Below are 14,858 nucleotides of genomic sequence, written 5' to 3'. Positions count from 1 at the left end.
TTTATTGAAGGTGTACTGTTAAGCTTTTTTGTTTCTTTTGTACTCAATTGGGTAATAAGTTTCTATTAACAAAAGTCATGTGAAAATATGATGTAATTCATTCCAATATACTGATTTGAACGATAAAATAAAGGTGCTTTTAAAGTCATATATAAAGGAAGTATATTGTTGATCATGAATTTAAGTGATAAAGAAAATACTGACTTTACCTTTGCGGTATTTGGTCATTATGCACTGAATAAAAGGAAACGTTCGTTAACATTCTGCGGTGAAAGGGTTAAAGTTGAACCCCTGATCTACGATCTGTTAGTTTACTTTATTCAGCACAGAGATCGCGTGATTAGCCGCGATGAATTGTGTCGAGAAATTTGGCAACAAGAATACGTTGATAACAACGCGATAAACCGCGCTGTGTCAGAGCTTCGTCGTAGTATTTCAAAGCACAATTTAGAAGGTGAAGTAATCAGAACCCACTACAAAAAAGGGTATAGTTTTAATTTAGCTGTGAAATTAGACCCTCGTCCGAGCCTGTTTCAATGGCTGTCACGACTGTTTAATCAGTCCCCTATGAGAAAAGGAAAATTAACGTAAATGAGCACAAGGTATTGACGAACACGGAGCTAATTGCTCTTGAATATAACAACAAGTATAAAAATATTCATTTCTCGTGCTTAAAAAGTCAAGGTGTAAGTCTTTTTGCATTTTTGACGCCTACTACAACATTGCTTGGTAAAAATAGAATATGGCGACGTGCTGTATTTTTACCAAGCACTTCGTTATTTCACATTCATTTCACGCGCCGCCATGGTAAGCTTTGCACACATCATACAGAGATGGCACTACTATGGATATACAGTTAGCTTCACATAAAATCGGAATGCAATTCAAAGTGTTAGTGGTTGAGGATAATCTTGAGATCAGCCGTAATATTGCAGAGTATTTTGAGTCTCAGGGTCTCATTCTAGACTTTGCATATGATGGGAGACAGGGGGTAGATCTGGCGCTGCAGCATTATTATGACTGCATTATTCTAGATATTATGTTGCCTGAATTAGATGGTTTAGCTGTATGTGAAATATTACGTGCAAAAGCAAATCGACATATTCCCATTATTATGTTGACGGCGCGCGATGCATTGGATGATAAGCTGGTGGGTTTTAATACCGGTGCAGATGATTATCTAACCAAGCCATTTGCGCTTGAGGAACTGTTTGTGAGATGCCTTGCTCTGGCTAAACGCCATTTGCTTAACTGTGAAAAAACTTTGCAGTTAGGTGACATAAGCCTCAATGCGCAAACACAGCAAGTAGAACGAGCTGGACAGCAGATTTCGCTGCAGCCCATCCCTTTAAAAATTCTGCAACTTTTAATGGAACATCATCCGAGGCCGCTGAGCCGAAGTGAACTCAGTGATAAAATCTGGGGTGACGAACCAACAGACTCAGATGCTTTGCGTTCTCATGTTTACCAGTTGAGAAAAGCCATAGACAAACCATTTGAAAAAGCCTTGATAAAAACAATTCATAGTGTCGGTTTGGCACTAGATATAGCGTGACCCTATGAAAGCTCGCCAGTTACGTACTCGGATCATTGCCTACTTTGTTGGGATTTCACTCTTTATTAGTGTTTTGTTTGGGGTTGTATGCTTTTTATTTGCATACACAATCGAAGACCATCTCTTTAATGTCATCCTTAAAGATGAAGCCAATTATGTTTCTCAGCAGCTCAGCTTGGGTAATACCCCTGTGCCTCGGTTGGAATTTATTGAGTATCTAGAAGATAAACAGCAACTTCCACAGTTTATTCAAAATATCTTGCAAGAATCACCTAATGCAAGTGAGTTTTCGTCTCAGGGAGATCTGCATTATCATCTGATGTGGCTAGATCAAGGGCTATTATTGGCGGAAGTGAGTGAGCAGCTCGTCGTTAGAAAACTAAAGCTTGGCATGTTTAACTTTATGCTCGTTGCGTTGGGCATTGTGTTGCTTGTAGCCATTATTCTGGCGTATTTATCACTGGCGATGGCCAAAAAGCTCTTGAAACCTTTAGATAAATTAGTTGAGATTGTCTCAGAGGCGCCTGTTGAAAAGCTACCTCAAAATTTTTCTGATCAATTCGTCAAAGATGAAATTGGCGGCTTTGCACGTACGTTAGAGCAAGCTCTTGACCGTATACGTAAATTTATCGATAGAGAGCAAGCTTTTACTCGGGATGCTTCACATGAGTTGCGCACCCCCATTGCAGTAACACAGGGTGCATTAACGTTACTAAAGCAAGAGAAATTAAGCGAGAAACAGTTGCAATTGGTTAATCGTGCTGCTGCTGCCCAAGCGCAAATGACACAAAGTGTTGAATTATTACTTGCGTTAGCGAGAGAGGAGACGATTCAACAAACAAACGTTAAGTTGTTACCCATTGTTGAAAGCTGCGTGTTACAACAAGCCCCTAAAATTGCCAATAAAGATATTTCAGTAGAAGTTAATGTATCAAGTAATGCAGCTATTGCGGTGGGGGAAAGCGCCTTAAACTTGATATTGAGTAACCTGATTGGCAATGCATTTTCTCACGTAGAAAGTGGATCTGTGACAGTGAGTTTTACAGACAACACATTAAGTATTATCGACACGGGTCAAGGGATCCCAAATGAGATATTAGATCGGATCTTTGAATCAGGAATAAAGAGCGAATCCAGTAAAGGGCTAGGAATGGGGTTGTCCATCGTATATAGGTTGTGCCAGCGATTGGATATTGACCTATCGCTCGAAAGCAACCAGCAGGGAACTGCATTCCACTTAACTTTCGCAGACAGCTAAAAGCTTGCAGCGTTTGCTACAAGCTTTATGTCGGGTGAATGCGTCTACTTTAGCTCAGGTGTGGCTTGTTGGACCAATCCCTTATTGATGAGCTCTTTGGTAATGTGCTTTGATATTAGTGAGGCGATAGTTTTATTGTGATCAAGCATCGTTTTTTGCGCATTGACTGCGCCTGTAGTGACCATGGCTTTGCTCTGATCACCTTTGTCAAACAGGGTAATTTGAAACTTGTCCGTCAGATGTACAGTGGTGTTATGGGTGGTATAACTAGTTGATGGTGCTGAATACGAAGAGCTTAACGACGAATACGCTGGTGTTGTATGTGTGGTGGTGGAATGTGACGTTTGCTTATGTTGTGAAAGTAGCTCTATTTGCAATCGTGCTTGTGCACCTGTTTTTGCAAATGTTTGCTGCCAAGTTTGCTGGTCATACTCTCGTGTTGGGGCAAAGATATCGATTGCTTTGATACACTTAACAGTACTTAACTTAAGGTTGATTTGTTTACATACTCTCTCTTCAATCAGTGTTTTCATTTTTAAATCAGCAACGGCTGCCTCAACCATTAAACTGGAATACTGAGTAGAGTTAAATTGCGGATCCACATAACTGTGCATATCTACCGATGCGCAGCCTGATAAAGTCGCAACGGTCATTGCAGTTACTAAAACCTTTTTCATTTTGATTCCCTTAAAATTGAACTTCCTTTAAGGGGAGCTAGCTTTGAGTATTAGATGGGTACATTTATACTGAATTTATCAATGAAATGTACCCAAAATATTGCTTTGGGTACATTGAATGTAATGATTTAAATGGTTTTTAAAGCTGTTATGACTCTTTCAACCAAGAATCGACTTGTTTTTCCATAAAGTCTCTAATAATTGGCTGTGCTTTTTCATTGGGGTGCAAGTTATCATTTTGCATTAAGGTTTTATCGACAGCGACCGGCACCATAAAATAATCCATTAAATAGGCGCCTGTCTTTTCGGCAACTTTTTGGTAATTGCCGGTAAACATTTTGGTATATCTAGGGCCTAAATTTGGTGGGATCTGAATTTCCATTAACGCGACCTTTGCGCCGCTTTTCTGGCTCTTGGTGACCAATTGCGTCAGGTGTTTACGAATAAGCTTGATTGGAAAGCCTCGAATACCATCATTGCCACCTAATTCAATCAATACATGGCTGGGTTGGTGTGCTTTGAGTTGAGCATCAATGTTGAGCAGTGCGTTGTCGGTTGTTTGTCCCGATACGCTCATATTGATCAATAAGATCGATTTTTTCTTTTCAACGTACTTATTTTGTAACAAATTAACCCAGTCTTGGTCTTGTTTAAGTCCGTAACCCGCACTTAAGCTATCACCTATGATCATAATTTTAGTTTCGCTTGCAAACGCCATAATAGGCTGAGTTAGACAGGCGAGGAATAGCACAAGTTTTAGGAAAATTCGAATCATGTCAGTACTTTCTCAGTTAAATGTTATTCAGGTCAAAGGGCTTAACAAAACAGTCAGTACCTTTGAGGGTGACTTAGATATCCTTAGCGATATCAATTTCACTGTCAAGTCTGGTGAGTCTGTCGCAATCGTTGGTACGTCAGGTTCTGGTAAATCAACACTACTTAGCTTACTTGCAGGTTTGGATACCGGCTCTGCAGGTGAAGTTTTTCTCGATGGTGCAGCGCTACACAAACTAGACGAAGAAGAAAGAGCGCGCTTGAGAGCAGAAAAAGTTGGCTTTGTCTTTCAGTCATTCATGCTAGTGCAAAGCTTAACCGCGCTTGAAAATGTGATGCTGCCGGCTGAGTTGGCAGGAGACAAGGGTGCTAAACAGCAAGCCAGTGAGTTGCTAGAAAAAGTGGGCCTGTCCCATCGAGTGAGCCACTATCCATCTCAATTATCTGGCGGTGAGCAACAACGTGTGGCCATTGCTCGTGCATTTATCGGCTCACCAAAAATTTTATTTGCTGATGAGCCATCCGCAAATCTTGATAGCAAAAACGGGCATTTAATCGAGAAGTTGTTGTTTGATCTCAATAAGCAAAATGGGACAACACTGATTTTAGTGACACATGATGAGGCGCTTGCGCAGCAGTGCGACCGTATCATTCACATTGAAGCTGGGCAACTCGAAAAGATCCGTGAAGGAGAAGGAGCAACAGTTCATGTGGTTTAAGTTAGCACTTACTTTATTTTCAAGAGAACTGCGCCGAGGGGAGTTAACGATTATATTCGCCGCGATAGCGCTGGCGGTGTTAACTGTGTTTAGCTTATCCTCAGTCACCGAGCGCATTCGACTGAATATTGAACAGAAATCGGCAGATTTTATTGCAGCTGACAGACGTTTGGCGAGTAACCACCCACTGGATGACGCATTTATCTTAGAAGCGCAAAAGCAAGGTTTGCAAACCGCGCGACAGATGTTTTTTGACTCTATGCTATTTGCCAATGATGAGCTTGTACTCGGGTCAATCAAAGCTGTATCTGAGGGGTACCCGTTAAGAGGTGTAGTCACACTGAAAGATGGCTTTGATCAAGCCGATTATGAGGTGCAAGGTGTCCCACAACGGGGAGAAGTCTGGCTCAGTGAAGGCTTATTTTATAGTTTAGGGCTGGCTCTTGGCGATGAAGTCGAAATAGGCGCGGGGGTTTTTCGTGCCAGTAAAATTTTGGTGAATGAACCTGATGCGCCATTTTTCTCTTTGGCTGGCAACAAGCGTGTATTGCTGAACTATACAGACATTGGCACGACTCAAGCGGTACAACCTGGCAGCCGCGTGTTTTATCGCATGTTATTTGCTGGTGAAGAAGCGGTTCTCACTGATTACTACGGTTGGTTAAAGCCGCAAATGCGAGACAATCAGAGATGGCAAGGGATCAAAGACCGTCAATCACCGCTTGGGGAAAACTTAGAACGTTCAGAGCGCTTTTTACTACTGGCGGGTTTATTTGGAATTATGCTCGCTGCGGTGGCGATGGCAGTGTCTGCAAAGCGTTATTGTGAGCGCCAGTATGATCCGGTTGCTATGATGAAAACACTGGGCGGAAGCCGTGCGACGATCCGCAATATCTTCCTTCTGCATCTGTGTATGGTGACCATGTTTTCGGTCGCTATTGGGCTCGCGATTGGCTATGTGTTGCAAGCGGTTGCAACTGATTATCTCGCAAACTTTATGGATACACAGCTGCCACAAGCGGGCTTTAAACCATGGCTTTTGTCTATCACAATAGGTGTTGTTTGCGCATTGATGTTTTCGTTGAAGCCATTGTTAGACTTATTTGATATTCCGCCGCTGCGCGTATTACGCCGCAATTTAGGTGATAAATTGGCAGTGAGCCGAGTGCATATGGCTTTATCTGTCTCGACTATTTTTGTGCTCATGTGGTTCTTTAGTGGTGAACTCAAAACAACGTTACTGTTATTTGGCGGCACGGCTATTTTGATGTTAGTGCTGTTTGGAGTTTCAAGGTTACTGTTTAGCGCTGGCAGAAAATTGGGCTTAAGCCCAGGAAGTAGTTGGTCACTGGCGATTGCAACCTTGCAAAAACGTGCCAATGCCAATGCGGTTCAATTAATCAGTTTCGCGCTGGCTATCAAGCTCATGTTGTTTTTGTTTGTATTAAAAAATGACTTGATCTCTGATTGGCAAATGCAAGTACCTGAGGACGCGCCCAATGCGTTTTTGATTAATATCAGCGAGCCTGAGGTCACAAGTATTGAATCCTTTTTTGTGCAAAACAATATTTCTCATGCTGATTTTTATCCCGTATTCCGTGGCCGAGCTAATGCCCTTAACGGTGAAAAGTTTGCTCGTACGGCGTCTAAGCAAGAGGGCGAAGAGCAGGATGAAGATGCAGCAGAGGGCGCCGGTCGAGAGTTAAATTTAACATGGATGACAAAGCTGCCAGAAGGCAATGAAGTGATTGAAGGCACTTGGTTTGACCCGAACAGTGAAAAGCTTGAAGTCTCTATCTCAAAAGGCATGGCTGAGGGCATGAACATAAAAATAGGTGATCGACTCACCTTTTTAGTGAATGAACAGAGCTTTGAAGCCAATGTTACGAGCTTGCGCAGTGTCGATTGGGGGTCATTAAAACCAAATTTTGTGATGATATTTAACCCCAAGGTGGCAGGCAAGTTCCCAGTGACCTACTTCACTGCAGCGCAATTCTCTGAGGGCGATGAAAAAACGGTCAGTCAATTATTACGAGATCATCCAACGGTCAGTATGATTGATATAAAAAGCCGTTTGGAGCAAGCGCAGTCAATGATTGCTCAAGTTTCTTTAGCGATTAGTTTTGTACTTGCCATCGTACTGACCAGCGGCGCTTTGGTGCTGATCTCTCAAGTTCAGGCTAGCCTTGCTGAGCGAATGCAGGAAATTGTGATTTTGCGTACCCTAGGCGCCAGAGGTCGGTTAATTAAATTGGCGACCTTGTATGAGTTTTTATTGCTTGGGGCATTAGCTGGGTTTGTCGCGGCGTTAGTGAGTGATGTCACTTTGCTAATAATACAGCGTGAGCTATTTGAGGTAGAAGGTAAATTACACCCATATGTGTGGGTTTTAGGCCCATCCACGGGGGCGCTATTTGTCGCTGTTATCGGCTACTTTATGGTGGCCAGTACGATGCGGCAAAACACGCAAGGCCTACTTAGGAAATTAGCTTAAAGTAAAAAAGAGGTAACTAAGTTACCTCTTTTTTTAGGTCTATTCACCGTGGCATATTACAAAATGCCAATTTGCTTGAGTGTTGCTCGTGCTTTATTTACACGTATTTTCACCATGTCATTAAAGCTCGGTGCATGCATGTTAAAGGCAAAGTAGTGCGTGCCTTGTGCATTTTCGATTTTACCTACATACCAGCCAATATAGGTCTTTCGAGCAATCGGGCCTGTTCCTGTTTTTGCATATAGTTGATAGTCAGGGCGACTTTCTTGCAAAAAGATAGACTCAAAGGTTTGATAAGTTTGTTCGCTTAACCCTAAGGATTTAGCATCTAGACGGCGTAAAAACTCAACCTGCTCAAATGCTGAAACCTGTAGGCTGGAGTTGAGCCAAAAGCCATCTAAGGGCCCATTGATGTCTTGGTTTCCATAGTCAAATTGAGATAAGTAAGTTTTAATATCTGGCTTACTTAGGGTATTCGTCCAATCTTGATAAAGTGGCAGCACAGAGTAGCTGAATGCCTCTTTTAGCACGATCTTTTCTTGATGCCATGCCTTTGGCCACCATTTTTCAGGGGAGTATACATTCGTATTAACTTGATACGTCGTTTTGGTATCTATCTTATTTTGCTCAAGTAAAATGAGTGTATTGGGGATTTTATAAGTTGAAAAGGGGCTAAATGCACGCTCAGCGCGGGATTTATTTATAACTTGCCATTTATCAGATTGCTCACTGTACACAACCATGGTGCATTGCTCGTCTTTTTTACACCCTTCAATGGCGATGGCATTATTGGTCGCAAACAGTAATCCCCCTGAAATGAGTAACGACGGCCATGGTAATCGCATAATTTTCCTTAGTTCTATTATTATTTTGTGCGAAAAGTATATTAAATATGCTGAATTAATCCTGAACTATGGCGACTTTCGAATTCATATAAAGCTGAGATCTTTGTGCTATCACAACAGTGCCTTGTGTTGAATACGCGAACGAAATTGGCTTGGCGTACAGGCTTTTATCGCGAGAAAACGGCGATTAAAATTAGACAAATTGTTAAACCCGCATTGGTCGCTGATCACGGTAATAGGCGCTTTCGAATTAATCAGTAATTTGCAGGCTTTGGCAATGCGCAATTGATTAATGAATTCTGTGACTGTTTTTTCTGTGCGCTTTTTGAAAAAGCGGTGAAAGTGATTTGTACTCATATGTGCTTGCTCTGCTAATAAGTCCGCATTGAGCTGCTCAGTGTAGTTCTCATAGATAAAATTAATCACCTTATCAAACTTATCTTTTGCCGGATCTTGTTGATTGGCATAGTTAAACTCCATGCTTGATAAAGTGTTATATTCGCTGGTGGCCATCAAATTAAGCATATTGAACAATAAAACATAGCGTTCAAGCGGGTTAGCATCAGCCATTTTGATAAAGATTTGCTCCGTTGCCCTTGCTAATTGAGTACTGAATTTTAAGCCACATTTTGCCTTATGAAGCAGTGAATGGAGGCTTTCGAACTCTTTATTTAGTCTGAGTTGTTGCTCAAGCCATAGTGCTGGGATCTGGGCAACGTATACTTTTTGCATACTGCCGTCTAAGTTAGGCTTGGATTGCCAAGTATGGGGTAATTCCGGCCCGAGTAAAACTAAGTCGTAATCAGAAAAAGGCGCGATGTAATCACCAATATGACATACCCCTTTGCTATTTAGAGTCAGGCAAACCTCGTATTCAGGGTGGTAATGCCAGTTAAACGGGATTTCATTTAACTGATATAAGCAATATCGCCAAGAACAATTTGTCGAGGGAATAATCTTTTCGCACATCGCTCTCATAATATTATCCTTAATTTTATTATTTGATTGTTATTAAAATATTTTAACGAGCACATGTTATGAGGGAATATTATGTTGGTGACATCCATTACCCCTCATTTCACTGTTACATATATTTAAATATTTCATCACCTAGGCGCAAAGTGGTGATACATTTCAACTTGATAATAATACTTATCTATTCACTTACTTGGTTTCCTAAAAAAACCTACCTTTACAGGAAAAATACTTTAAAAAGGTGCGTTTCTTGCGATGACAGCGCTGTTCATTGATAGATTTGTACCTGTATGGGATAGAAAATGCAAACATCTTGAAGCTCATGCTGCTCAAATAGGTAATGAATTAAATTAGAGTTGTTAATTTTAAGTAGCATTATAGCTAAGTGATTTTTTCAGTAGCTCCGCATTATCGAGTGACTAGGTCAATGTACTTACTTGGTGTTAAGTATTGAGTTTTCTCTAATTTTCTTTTGCAAAAACAGATAAAAAATAGATCAGAGAGAATCATGATGAAACAGAATTTATCTCCATTTAAATTGTCGCAGGTATCGTTGGCTGTGTTAGTCAGCATGTTACCTTTGGGTGCTATGGCAGCAGATGCTGGCGTGCAAGCGGAGCAAGTTGAAGTAATTGAAGTACGAGGCATTCGTGCTTCAACCGAAAAAAGTCTAAATACCAAACGCTTTGCCGATGGCGTGGTTGATTCAATTACCGCTGAAGATATTGGTAAGTTACCTGATGTGACCATTGCTGATTCACTTCAGCGTGTACCAGGTATTCAGATCCGCCGTAGCGCAGGTGAAGGTGCGACGATTAATGTACGAGGTATGCCTCAAGTCACAACATTGCTCAATGGCGAGCAATTTTTAAGTGCTGGGTCGATTACTAAAGTACAGCCTGATTTTACCGACATACCATCAAGCTTAGTTGGTGCAATGAATGTGATGAAGTCACCAACCGCCGACACCTTGGCGGGCGGTATATCCGGTACGGTTGATTTGATCACCCGTAAGCCATTCGATCTAGAAGATGGTTTTAGTGGTGCTGCATTGCTTGAAGCCTCTTCAGGTTCATACTCCGAAGAAACTGACCCTAAATTTATGGTTTCTGGTGGCTACAACGGCGATCGTTTTGCCGTGTTAGCGACCGTTTCATATGATGAGGCAAACCTCGCTAACTACCGCTTTGGTACTTTAAATGACAAATGGGGTTATGCGCCATATGAGAATCATGAAAAAGCAGACTGTTGGTATTGTCCACAGTCAGATATGAATGGGGATGGAGACTCAGATGATGCCGAATTTACCTATGTAAACTACGGTATTATGAACCGTTTTACCGAACGTGAGCGTGTAGGCGCGACAGTCAGTTTTCAAGCGCAGTTAAATGATAATTGGACACTTAGTAGTGATGTGTTTTACACCGATATGGACGATGCGGACCGTCAAAAAGGGATTACGGCCGACAATGCATGGAATGGTCATTGGGATTGGCAAGAGCAACACGATCCGATCAATCGCGGAAAGTTAGACAACGGTCATAATTTGCATACAGCGCAAGATATTACGCTCCATTCTCCACGTGTTGTATCACACTCTGAGAGTCATACAAATAAACGCGAATCGACCAACTTTAACTTTGAATTAGAGTACAAAGGAGATGGTAACTTCTCGGGTAAAGCACGGTTTATTACTGCCGAGGCATCGCGCAGTCACACAGAAAATGTCGCGCAAGGCTATATAACCAGCGGTCTTGCTCATAGTTTGAGGCGAAATGATGGGACTGGTGCAATTGCGGTAAACCCAAACGGTTATGGTCCAGATCCTGTCCCGATGCGTTTAAATTTTGCCGGAAAACATCCATCGTTACGTGGCCCAGCGCAATTGCAAGGGGAAGCATTTGGGTCAAATATTGACCGCTATTCGATTGTCTCCACATACTCTGAAAATAACTATGATGAAGATGCGAATTTAGACATTTTACGTTTTGATGGCGAGTATCTGTTTGATTTTGGCCATTTAGAAAAAATGACATTTGGTATTCGTGCAAGCCAACGTGATGTTACTCGTGAGCAATATGTATTACTTGCGCCATTTTCTAACCCAGTCGGTGACGAGGTAGTCAATGTCATGTGGAAAGACCAAGGGTTGGCAGCATTTGACACCGATGGTAATGGTGAAATTAACACGGAAAAGGGTGATATCACGATAAGTGCAGATAATCCTTTATACTTTAGTGGTTTACCAAGTGGCTGGGTATCGAAGAGCAGTGACTTTGGCCCTGTGTCTATGGATGAATATTACTTTATAGATCCTCGCCAGCTTGATGATCCTTTTGCGTCCCAAAATGCGTTATACGCGGGCAATATCAAAGGCGGTGCGCCAGGTAGCTCATATACGGTTGAGGAAATGACTCAATCAGTTTATTGGAGTGCCGATCTTTCCAACGATTTCTATCGTGCAAATGTTGGTTTTCAATATATAAAAACTGAGTTGGATATTGTGCAAAATATTGTTGGCGAGTCTATTTGTACTAATTGTCCAGGCGCTGTTGCAACTGATGGTGGTGATATTGTGACAGAGCGTTCGTTCAATGATTTTTTACCAGCGGTGAATGTCGCATTTAATCTCAGAGAGGATCTGATTTTGCGTACATCATGGGGTAAGACCATGACGCGTTTGGATCTTGGTGCAATCGCTGGAGGACTGAGTATTAGTCGTGCTCGTGCAGGGGATGACATTGCTGCCGAAGAAGGCGTTAGCCCAGACTTATTGATTGCCACTGAGGGCAATATGCAGGGTAACCCAGAACTTGAACCATGGCGTGCAGACAATACTGACGTGACATTGGAATGGTATTTCTCTCCAAGTGGCTTAATGAGTGTTGCCTTGTTCAAGATTGATTTAGAATCCTTTATTGAATCAGCGCAATGGAAAATATCTGCTGAAGATGGCGATGGCGTAACGCGCCGTAATGTTACTGTAAACGGTCAGGTTAATGGCGCAGGTGGCACGATGGAGGGCGCTGAGTTTAGTTATCAGCAAGCCTTTGACTTCTTACCTGGATTTTGGAGCGGGTTTGGTGCTGCGTTTAACTACACGTATTCAGAAAGTGAGAGTGGTAAAACTGGATTTGGTGGAGAAGCCCTGCCATTAGAAGATAACTCTAAAGAGTCCGGTAATGCGGTCTTATGGTATGAGCAAGATGGTTTCCAATTTAGATTGGCGGCGAACTACCGCTCTAAGCGTTTGCATACGGTCTCGACACCTGGCGGTATGGGTAATGTGGGCATTTGGACTGAACCAACAACCTACATTGATATGTCAGCAAGTTATGATATCAATGACTCCCTGACGGTCTACATGTCCGGCAGTAATTTAACGGAAGAGTATGAGTCACAATATGCACAGTGGAAGGATAACCGCATGGCACAAAATATCTACGAGCGCCGCTTTACCTTAGGCGTGCGCGGTCGTTGGTAACGATTGATTTCCTTTAATCATTACACTCTATAGGGCCGCGAGGCCCTTTTTTATTGATTATTGAATCTAACCATCAAGTTCTGCCTTTCCAACTGCCACTCTTAATCATCGCACCTGCTTTGCTGTAAATACTCACTTGATGCACAAATCTAAACTGTGATTGCGTCATATATTGAGCTATTTAGATTTCATTGAACCTAGCCATCTGAATTAACGTGTTTTTGTTACCAGATCGAGAGTGGTTTTTATCCTGTGTCCCATTTGCGCATGTTTCTGTCCTAGTTGCAGAAGTCGCCACCTTATGAATTGTTTACACTCATCTTAAACATAGAGGAGATGCCAAGTGATCAATATCCCAGCGACAAAATATGCCCCGGCGACAATCGTCAAAAACCCGAATCGACGTTGGCCAGACAACCGTTTAACACAACCTCCACGCTGGTTGTCCACGGATCTCAGAGATGGCAATCAGGCATTGGCAACACCGATGGACCATGAGCGAAAGTTACACTTTTTTGAGCATTTGGTACGCTGTGGTTTTAAGGAAATTGAGATTGCATTTCCCTCTGCTTCGCAGACAGACTTTGATTTTGTACGTCACTTGATTGAGTCAAATAAGATCCCAAATGATGTATGGATCCAAGTGATCACTCAATCGCGTATTGATCTCATTGAAACGACAATGGCGTCATTAATTGGCGCACCAAGAGCAACCGTGCATTTATACAATGCGACAGCGCCGGTGTTTAGAGAGTTGGTATTCAAAAAAAGTAAAGCCCAAACTATTGAGCTGGCAGTTGCGGGTGTGAAAAAAATTAAAGAATTAGCAGAGCAGCAACCCGAAACCCAGTGGTGCTTGCAATACTCGCCAGAGACATTCTGCTTCACAGAATTGGATTTCGCGTTAGAGATATGTGAAGCCGTTAAAGAGGTGTGGCAACCTAGCCAGCAACGACCACTTATTCTTAATTTACCGACCACGGTTGAAGTGAATACGCCAAATGTGTTTGCCGATCAAATTGAGCTATTTATTAATCAATTTAGTGATTTAAGTGATGTTACTATCAGTGTTCACCCTCATAACGACCGTGGTACAGGCGTTGCCTCTGCAGAGCTTGCTTTACTTGCTGGTGCACAGCGTGTTGAAGGATGTTTGTTTGGAAATGGAGAGCGTACTGGCAATGTTGATCTGGTGACTTTGGCATTGAATTTATATAGTCAAGGAGTTGCGCCGCAGCTTGATTTCTCTGATATCAAAAAGTCAGTAGAGGTGACAGAGTATTGCAATCGCTTACCTGTGCACCCACGCCACCCTTATGCTGGTGAGTTGGTCTTTACCGCATTTTCTGGCTCACACCAAGATGCCATTAAAAAGGGGTTTGCGCAACGAGAGCAAGATGCTAGCGGATATTGGCAGATCCCCTATTTGCCGTTAGATCCCAAAGATGTGGGATGCAATTATGAAGAAGTGATACGCGTCAACAGCCAGTCAGGTAAAAGTGGCGCTGCATGGTTATTGGAGCAAAATCATGGATTGCAATTGCCTAGAACTTTACAAGTTGATTTTAGCCAGCAAGTGAAATCTTACACCGATCGAACTGGAATTGAGATGACTCTCGCAGAAATATGGCAGCTATTTAGAGAGAGCTATGGCGTAGTGTCCACACCTAGATTGGCATTAATTAACTATACCAGTCAGCCGCTTACCACAGGCCAGCAAATAGAAGCCAATGTCTTGTTTGGCGGACAAAAAATTCAACTCAATGGCAGTGGAAATGGGTTATTAAGTGCACTGATAAATGCGGTGCGCACACATTTTAATATCAATATTAATATCAAAAACTATTCTGAACACACTTTAGGTCATAAAACACAAAGTAAAGCAGTCACTTATGTGGAGTGTGAAGCGCCAGATCATACGCAATATTTTGGTGTGGCAATCGATGCAGATACGAGTCGAGCCTCAATTCAAGCAATTTTAAACGCGGTAGCAAACTATCTTATCCACGATAGTCGGTTTGATACCGAACAGCTTAGATTTGTATCTGCTCAAATAACTTAACTAACTAAAACAGCA

Annotated in this window: 11 protein-coding genes; 7 read left to right on the top strand and 4 right to left on the bottom strand. The window is 42.1% G+C overall.

Going from position 1 to position 14,858, the window contains the following annotated elements:
- Positions 1-174: 174 nt before the first annotated feature.
- From N477_RS14725 to N477_RS14715, 3 genes are all read left to right on the top strand, one after another.
- Positions 175-591: a winged helix-turn-helix domain-containing protein gene (locus N477_RS14725; RefSeq protein ID WP_063364413.1), complete on the top strand. Its 417-nt coding sequence runs from the start codon at positions 175-177 to the stop codon at positions 589-591.
- Positions 592-844: 253 nt separating this feature from the next.
- On the top strand, positions 845-1,555 hold the full coding sequence (locus N477_RS14720) for a response regulator transcription factor (protein WP_231098182.1): 711 nt from the start codon (positions 845-847) through the stop codon (positions 1,553-1,555).
- A gap of 4 nt (positions 1,556-1,559) precedes the next feature.
- Entirely contained in the window at positions 1,560-2,813 is a 1,254-nt protein-coding gene (locus N477_RS14715; protein ID WP_063364412.1) for a sensor histidine kinase, read from the top strand.
- Between the two features lie 44 nt (positions 2,814-2,857).
- Here N477_RS14715 and N477_RS14710 read toward each other — a convergent pair whose 3' ends face one another.
- Positions 2,858-3,490, bottom strand: coding sequence for a hypothetical protein (locus N477_RS14710; RefSeq protein WP_063364411.1), 633 nt, complete (start codon positions 3,488-3,490; stop codon positions 2,858-2,860).
- Between the two features lie 148 nt (positions 3,491-3,638).
- Positions 3,639-4,265, bottom strand: coding sequence for an arylesterase (locus N477_RS14705; protein WP_063364410.1), 627 nt, complete (start codon positions 4,263-4,265; stop codon positions 3,639-3,641).
- Here N477_RS14705 and N477_RS14700 point away from each other — a divergent pair.
- Both N477_RS14700 and N477_RS14695 read left to right on the top strand, forming a co-directional pair.
- Entirely contained in the window at positions 4,264-4,983 is a 720-nt protein-coding gene (locus N477_RS14700) for an ABC transporter ATP-binding protein (protein WP_063364409.1), read from the top strand. The genes N477_RS14705 and N477_RS14700 overlap by 2 nt on opposite strands.
- Complete coding sequence (locus tag N477_RS14695; protein WP_063364408.1) at positions 4,973-7,477, top strand: ABC transporter permease; 2,505 nt, start codon at positions 4,973-4,975, stop codon at positions 7,475-7,477. Before N477_RS14700 ends, N477_RS14695 begins: the two co-directional genes overlap by 11 nt.
- A 56-nt stretch (positions 7,478-7,533) precedes the next feature.
- Here N477_RS14695 and N477_RS14690 read toward each other — a convergent pair whose 3' ends face one another.
- Both N477_RS14690 and N477_RS14685 read right to left on the bottom strand, forming a co-directional pair.
- Entirely contained in the window at positions 7,534-8,322 is a 789-nt protein-coding gene (locus N477_RS14690; protein WP_063364407.1) for a penicillin-binding transpeptidase domain-containing protein, read from the bottom strand.
- Positions 8,323-8,433: 111 nt separating this feature from the next.
- Positions 8,434-9,300, bottom strand: coding sequence for an AraC family transcriptional regulator (locus tag N477_RS14685; RefSeq protein ID WP_063364406.1), 867 nt, complete (start codon positions 9,298-9,300; stop codon positions 8,434-8,436).
- A gap of 505 nt (positions 9,301-9,805) precedes the next feature.
- Between N477_RS14685 and N477_RS14680 the strand changes: the two genes are divergently transcribed.
- Together N477_RS14680 and leuA are read left to right on the top strand one after the other, a co-directional pair.
- Entirely contained in the window at positions 9,806-12,781 is a 2,976-nt protein-coding gene (locus N477_RS14680; RefSeq protein WP_231098181.1) for a TonB-dependent receptor, read from the top strand.
- Between the two features lie 343 nt (positions 12,782-13,124).
- Positions 13,125-14,843 (top strand): 2-isopropylmalate synthase, encoded by a 1,719-nt coding sequence (leuA, locus tag N477_RS14675; protein ID WP_063364405.1) that lies wholly within the window; start codon positions 13,125-13,127, stop codon positions 14,841-14,843.
- Positions 14,844-14,858 lie beyond the last annotated feature (15 nt).

The sequence above is a fragment of the Pseudoalteromonas luteoviolacea H33-S genome, assembly GCF_001625695.1.
Lineage (GTDB): Bacteria > Pseudomonadota > Gammaproteobacteria > Enterobacterales > Alteromonadaceae > Pseudoalteromonas > Pseudoalteromonas luteoviolacea_B.
Note: the sequence above shows the minus strand (reverse complement) of the source record. Positions and strands in the feature narration are given on the sequence as shown.